The sequence below is a fragment of the Massilia genomosp. 1 genome, assembly GCF_011682185.1.
In the GTDB taxonomy this organism is placed as follows: Bacteria; Pseudomonadota; Gammaproteobacteria; order Burkholderiales; family Burkholderiaceae_D; genus Telluria_A; species Telluria_A rubra.
Window position 1 is genome coordinate 1 of the sequence record NZ_WHJF01000583.1, and the last position, 255, is coordinate 255.

The window sequence follows — 255 nt, forward strand, 5'->3', positions numbered from 1 at the left end:
CTATCAATACGAACTGATGCCAGATGGCGAGCAAGAGCGCAATATGCGCCGCTTCGCTGGCGCGTGCCGATTCGTCTACAACAAGGCGTTGGCGATGCAAAAAGAGAATCATGAGGCCGGTAACAGGCTCATCGGCTACGTCGCCATGGCGAAGCAATTGACCGGGTGGCGCAATGGTCCTGACACACCTTGGCTGAAGGACGCGCCGTGTCATCCGCTGCAACATGCATTGAAGCACTTGGAGAGGGCGTACAA

1 protein-coding gene is annotated in these 255 nt (G+C 56.5%); it reads left to right on the plus strand.

What is annotated here, in order from left to right; translation table 11 throughout:
- Nucleotides 1–255: helix-turn-helix domain-containing protein (locus tag F1735_RS35005; protein WP_167241649.1), on the plus strand; the 255-nt coding region annotated here is incomplete at both ends.